Source organism: Kitasatospora cheerisanensis KCTC 2395 (assembly GCF_000696185.1).
Taxonomy (GTDB): domain Bacteria; phylum Actinomycetota; class Actinomycetes; order Streptomycetales; family Streptomycetaceae; genus Kitasatospora; species Kitasatospora cheerisanensis.
In genome coordinates this window covers 2,492,970-2,498,862 of record NZ_KK853997.1, presented here as the reverse complement: position 1 = coordinate 2,498,862, position 5,893 = coordinate 2,492,970, and the positions used below count along the sequence as shown (strand labels likewise).

Sequence of the window (5,893 nt, the reverse complement as noted above, 5' to 3'; positions counted from 1 at the left end):
CCTCTGAGATCGCACAGCTTCTTGATGTGGCTGTCGATCTGGTCGACCAGCTGAGCCTCGTTGCTGCGCGGTGGCAGGAAACCGCGGACCATCTCGACGAGATCGTCGCGGGACAGGAGCAGACGGGTATCACCGGAAGTCGCGTCGCTCTCTGCGAGACGCCCACGCAGGAGCACCAGCATCAGACTTACGGGGAACGACAGACGGTGGCGCGTCACCAGCCGCGGTACCACGACGCCGTCGTCGCGGGCCTCCGGATCGAGTTGCCGGGTGTAGGCGTAGCCCTCCGCCAGATCGACCACGACGTCCAGACCGATCACGCGAAGGTAGTCGCCGATGGCCGTTTGGTGCGCGGTGACTTCCTCCCAGACCGCCGGTGCGTCGCTCTGATATAGCACGCCTGCTTTCAGAAGATGCACTACGGGCACAGACAACGCGTCACTCACGCTTGCCCCACCTCTCCGGCGGCCGTGCCGCCCTCGTTGAGAACGAACGTCACCTGCGGGACCGTGGCCACGGTGCGCCCTGGCGTATCCACTCGCTCGTACACCAGGTCGTGGCCGTGCTCCGGGTTGATCACGACGTCCAGGCCCGGCCGGTCCAGCTGGAAGTACGTCAGCAGTTCGGCCAGGCCCAGAGCCAGGGGATGGCAGTCAACGACCGCTGCAAGGCTCGCCTGACCGCTCGGACTTTCCCCGAGTACCGCCAGAACCTGCGCTGCCAGCGCCTCCTCGTCCACATGGACGCCGGCGAACAGCTCGGAGACGTCCACATCCGCCTCGTCGAATGCTTCGCTGGCCGTGCTGTCCAGCTCCACCCTCTCGACGGGCTTGTACAGGCGTCGCTCCATGGGTAGGACCAGCTCAACCTGGGGCACTTCCAGAGCCATGCCGGGAAGGTCGCGCCGGTCGTCCAGCACTGCGACATGGCGCTGAACCGACCGCACGAGAGCCAGAACCCGGCGGTCCTCCTCCCTCCCACGGTCCGCCAGGAACCGGCGCAGCTGCTCGGTGAGCTGCCGGACCGTGTTCTGGGTGCTCTCGGCGGCTTCGAGCCATGCGCGTGGGACCTTCAGAAGGCCCTTGTTGATCTTGCCGTCCAGCTGCGGCAACTGGTTCACCTGCTCCAGGAGCTCCCGTAGCTCCTCCTGGCGACGAGGCGAGAGGAGATAGTCGAAGAACGCCTGGAAGCTCCGGCCCTGGTCGGATTCGGCGATCATCTCGCGATCCATGAGAAACGATGCCAGCAGCTCACCCTTGCTGCCCTCGGCGGTTGCCACATCCTGCCGAAGGCGCCGGTCCAGCTCCCGAAGGTTCGCCTCGACCTCCCGGAAGTCCCGGAGTAGCTCGGTCGCCGTGCTCTCCACCTGCTGGTACCGGTCCAGAAGTGCAAACTGCGACAGCACCTCGACCTCACCCGTACGGAGTTGCTCAATCTGAGCGTCGATCAGGTCTCTTTCGCGGGAGAGTTCGTCGATCCGCGCCTGAGGATCCGTCTCGGTGCCGAAGGCCATCTGGTGCAGCAGGTCGATAATGGTGCTCAGCCGGGACTCTGTACCGATGAACGAGCGCGCGGGCAGAGCCCGGACCCAAGCAACCGCCTTCTCCACGGCGCTGGTTGCATCGAAGTGTGGCTCGTCCTCGCCCGGCGGGTAGTACTTGCGCAGCCACCCGTTGTTGGTCCACTCCGTCAGATAGGCCGAAGCTGCCCGTGGGAACGAGCCCATCTGCCGCTCGTTGAGGTCATACAGCTGATCGTCCAAGCGGGAGATCAGGACGCCCTCGGGGACGCCTCGCGCGTTCTCGTCGACGAACACCGTGCCGCAGAACGCCAGCACCAGAGCCGCATTGTCCGCACGCAGCAGCCGCCACGCCGGGTGATCGAAAAGACCTGTGACATCGTCGAATTCCACGCATCCCACCCTGGACCGAACGAGTGCAGCATCATGCCGCCGTGTAGCAGGCTGGCGATGCCCACACTAGAAGTCGCCACTGACAAATCGGGAATCAAATAGATTTTCGAATTTTGCTATGAATATCGCGCCCATGCGAGGAGAGAGGAACCGTCAGGCATGCCAACTTGGCTCACCACAACTCCCGTTGCCGGCCAGCGATCGAAGCCAACCGCGGACAGGTCGCTCCCGCTCCGCGCTGGCTGCCGATAGCAAGACTTCGATGCCGCCAGCCCAGGCGTGCTTCGACTACACCGCAGCGTGATTCGAGCGCGCGCCCGTTGGAGGGCCTGCTGGCATGGGGATCATGGTTTTGGTCGTACCGTGGTAGTCCCAATTCGCTCTGTGAGGAGACCTCGTGGGCTCGATGACGGACCTTCGACAGCATCCGCATGACGACGTGCTCGATCTGGTGGAGCGAACCCTCGAGCTCACTCTGGACCGGTCGTCGGGTGTCTACGGCAACCATGGTGGGACGGCCGGCTTTCGTACTGATCAGGGCACATGGCTTCGGTTGCAGTGGCGGCCGACGGACCGGATGCACGGGCAGTCCTGGACCGGTACCGAATGCGCGTCGGTGCTGACGAGTGTGGTGAAACCGGAGTTGATGCGGGCGTTTCGCTGGAACGACCGCGAGCGCGGTGTGGTCTGGCGGGCTGAGGAGATGACGCTCATCACCGCCCCAATTATCAGTCTCTCGGGCAGCATCACTGACGACCCGAGGCTTTCGGATGCGTGGTGGAAGGATCTGGCCAGCTCGCTCGGCGCGCTCGCCGGACATAGTACAGAGCGCGTTTGTATGTCGCAGGACCACTTGAGCCGCCGAATCGCCGAGGTGTTCGGCGAAGCGGTGAACACCGCTGTTGGTGAGTGGACTACCGCTCACGGGGACCTCCACTGGGGCAACGTCACTGCCCCTGAGCTGTGTCTGTTGGACTGGGAGGACTGGGGTCGGGGGCCGCGCGGGTTGGACGCGGCGACGCTCTGGGGCTTCTCGCTGGGAGTGCCCGAGGTTGCCGGCCGCGTCCAACGGGAGTTCGCGGAGGACCTTCAGTCCCGTTCCGGGAAGCTGGCGCAGCTGCTGTTCTGCGCGAACGTCCTGCGGGCGCACGCACGGAGCGGCAAGGCGATGCCGTTCACGGAGCCCGCTCAGGAGGCGTCGGGTCGACTGATCACCGAGCTGTCCTCATGAACGCGCTGCAGCACGTTCGTTCAGCAGTGCTCGGTACCGGCTGACCACGGAGGCGTCGGCGCCCAGTGTTGTGGCATCGACGAGAGCTCGCAGGTGGGAAGAGGAACTGGTGCCCACGGCGATCCTGGCTACCTTGGGGATCTCGTAGGCCACGCGGAACGCCGCCTGCACGGTGGTGCACTCGTCGCCTTCGGTGAGGAACGTTCGGGCGTTGAAGGCCCTCCAGACCTCCAAGGTGGTGTCGCCGCCGAAGGGTGCCATGCCCCAGCGGTCGCTGGGGGAGATGGCCAGAACGGCCGACAGCGTCTCGACGGCCGCGAGGGTGTCGGCATCTACCAGCAGGCCGGCACGAGTCATCAGGACTTTGGGGATCGGCGCCTTGGGGTTTATGAGCGGCAGGAGCGGGTGCGGGTTCCAGATGGAGAACCCCCAGCGCTTGCAGAGGCCCGCCTTCGTGGAGGCCTCCAGAGCTTCGCACGCTGCGGCCAGGATCTCGCGACCTTCGTTGTGAGAGCGGCGGGCGAGGGTGTGTTCCGGGTTGTGGAGGAGCACGACGTCTGGGGCCCGCCCGAGGTCGGTGACGGACTCCTCCACCGACTCGTAGAGCGTGGCCGGGTTCAGCGAGTGGCCGGAGCGGTGGAACCCGACCTTGGTCGAGATCGTGAACTCCGGTAGCAGGTCGGCGGCCAGGCGCGCGAGCGCACGGTGCGAACTGAAGTTGAGGTAATTGGTGGCAGTGTCGATAGCTCGGACGCCGAGGCTCAGCGCGTCCTTGAGGAGTTGTCGGTCGTGACCAGACCGGTAAAGGCCGAGGACAACTCCGGGGTCAGCTCGGTGCACAGTTCCTCCTCGACAAGAATTTCGGCCAGGCGTTCCGTGTCGACTCCGGTGTCGGCAGCGGCCTGCGCGAGGTTCACCGGGTGACCGCTCAACATGAGGTGGAGCGCGGGCAACACCTTCACGGCAAGCGTGATCTTCTTGCCGACGGCGATGACTTCCACGGTGTCGCCAGTCGGCCTCACGATCGGCGGGAAGTCGGTGACACACACGATCGCCTCGGGCTTGCCGAAGATGCCGACTGTGGGGAGGTGGCGGGCGCTGGGGCGCTCGCGCTCGCGGAAGGCCAGGAAGTCCTCGGGGGTCAGCGTGGCAGCCTTCTTGGCCACGACCTCTGCGAGCCGGTCCTGTTGTGCCGTCCACTGCTCGGGACTGGACCACCGGTCGAGGTCGAAGCGGAACTCTTCGAGGGTGCGGGACTGGTCGGCCAGCCACGTCAGCCAGTTCACGCCGGTGCGCTTCACGATGCCGAACGTCACATGCAGGCTGTAGCCCTCGCCGCAGTCGTTCCGAGTGGCCTGGTGCCAGTATCCGCGCGGGATGTGCATGACATCCCCGGGCATCATCGTGCCCGCCCACACACTCTGTTCGCTGGGCTCGGAGTTCGGGGCCGCGTCTCGATACATGGGCGCGGTCCTGGATGCTCCGCGCACTTCCCAGGACTTCTCCCCGGCGATCTGGACGATGATCACGTCGTGGTCGTCCCAATGCAGGTTGAATCCGGAGGCGTCCTGCGTCGTCAGGTAGGCGTTGACCTGGACGAGTTCGTGGCACCACCACTGGAGGGCGCGGCAGGTCGCTTCCATCGCTGGGTCGAAGAAGTCCACTTCGTCCAGGACGAGGGTCGCACCGGAGCGTAGGAGCTCACCTACGCGCCGCATGTCGGCGATCGGGATGGCTTGCCCGCGCCTGGTCACCGAGGGCTGGATGTATCGGCTGGGATGGAGTTCTGAGCCGCTCTGGAACATGCGGAACTGTGGAGCGTTGAGGCTGCGGCGCATGACCAGGTCGAGCAGCTTCTTCGCGTTCAGGAGCTGGTCGAGCATGTCCAGGTCGGCGATGTTGCCCCTGGCGAACCGGCTTCCGAGGACGGCGGGGCCGTCCCATCCGAGGGCCTTCTCGATCGCGTTCACGAACCGGTGGTCCATGTGTGCCTCCGTCGACTGAATTGAGGGCTGAGGAGCGGGGCCCCGCAACGGCGCGCGGGGCCCCGTGGTGCACGTGCCGACTACTCCTGCGGCAGGTTCAGTCCGTCGCGGTTGCCGCCGTCGTCGCCCGCCGACGTGCCGGTGGGGTCGGACTCGGCCGCCTCGGCCGAGAACCGGTCCTGCACGGTGATGAGGCTCTCGACGCCGATCAGCAGGTCGTCGTTGGTGCTCACGTGGATCACTCCTTGTCGTGGAACGGCACCGAGCGGCTGTTGCCGGCCGGGTGGTTCGAAGAAGCGCTTTCTCCCGCGTGCTCTGGTCCCTGAACTCGCTCGCTGGGGACGTGGTTCAGGTACGGAGAGTGCAGGCGCATCAGCTTGCAGCCGCGGGCCCGATCCGAATAGAGGGCCTTTCCGGCTTCGAACTTCCCCCTTCCGCTTGGCTACTTGGAACCCTCCCGGATCCGACCATCGGCGAGACGGACCTGAGAGGAAGACTCTGAGGCGGTGCCAGGCGTGGTCTGAACCGAGATGGTGGGGTCGAGGAAGCTGGAGGTCCTGCGAAAGCAGACGTCCCGCCAGCGTGTCTGCGATCTGCTCTTCGTGGCTCACCGCACCCGTCGAGGTGGTGGGACGTCGCGGCTGGGTGGGGCGGACGTTGAGCGTCCAGACGAGCCGGAGCCATCGACCTAGCGGTCGCTCGCTGGGCTCATCCGGGGGTGACGGATGGCCGGGACACTTCGATGGGCCTTCGAATGGTTCGTTC

General features: G+C 65.6%; 6 protein-coding genes. 1 reads left to right on the top strand and 5 read right to left on the bottom strand.

The annotated features are described in order from the left end of the window. Nucleotides 1–446: DUF4194 domain-containing protein (locus KCH_RS11200; protein WP_035862115.1), on the bottom strand; the 446-nt coding region annotated here is incomplete at its 3' end. Then, nucleotides 443–1,912, bottom strand: a complete 1,470-nt coding sequence (locus KCH_RS11195) for a DUF3375 domain-containing protein (RefSeq protein ID WP_035862111.1) — start codon at nucleotides 1,910–1,912, stop codon at nucleotides 443–445. The genes KCH_RS11195 and KCH_RS11200, both read right to left, overlap by 4 nt. Nucleotides 1,913–2,309: 397 nt before the next feature. On the opposite strand from KCH_RS11195, the gene KCH_RS11190 reads away from it, so the two are divergent. After that, the gene (locus tag KCH_RS11190) at nucleotides 2,310–3,143 is read left to right on the top strand and encodes an aminoglycoside phosphotransferase (RefSeq protein WP_425268759.1); all 834 of its coding nucleotides are present in this window, start codon (nucleotides 2,310–2,312) and stop codon (nucleotides 3,141–3,143) included. Here KCH_RS11190 and KCH_RS11185 read toward each other — a convergent pair. The 3 genes from KCH_RS11185 to KCH_RS41180 all read right to left on the bottom strand — a co-directional run bounded on the left by KCH_RS11185 (nucleotide 3,138) and on the right by KCH_RS41180 (nucleotide 5,361). Further along, the gene (locus KCH_RS11185; protein WP_035862107.1) at nucleotides 3,138–3,983 is read right to left on the bottom strand and encodes an aldo/keto reductase; all 846 of its coding nucleotides are present in this window, start codon (nucleotides 3,981–3,983) and stop codon (nucleotides 3,138–3,140) included. The two genes, KCH_RS11190 and KCH_RS11185, sit on opposite strands and share 6 nt — an antisense overlap. Continuing rightward, a complete protein-coding gene (locus KCH_RS11180; protein ID WP_035862104.1) occupies nucleotides 3,905–5,128 on the bottom strand; it encodes a JmjC domain-containing protein in 1,224 nt (407 codons plus the stop codon). The genes KCH_RS11185 and KCH_RS11180 overlap by 79 nt, the downstream gene beginning before the upstream one ends. Nucleotides 5,129–5,208: 80 nt before the next feature. After that, entirely contained in the window at nucleotides 5,209–5,361 is a 153-nt protein-coding gene (locus KCH_RS41180; protein ID WP_157031992.1) for a hypothetical protein, read from the bottom strand. Nucleotides 5,362–5,893 lie beyond the last annotated feature (532 nt).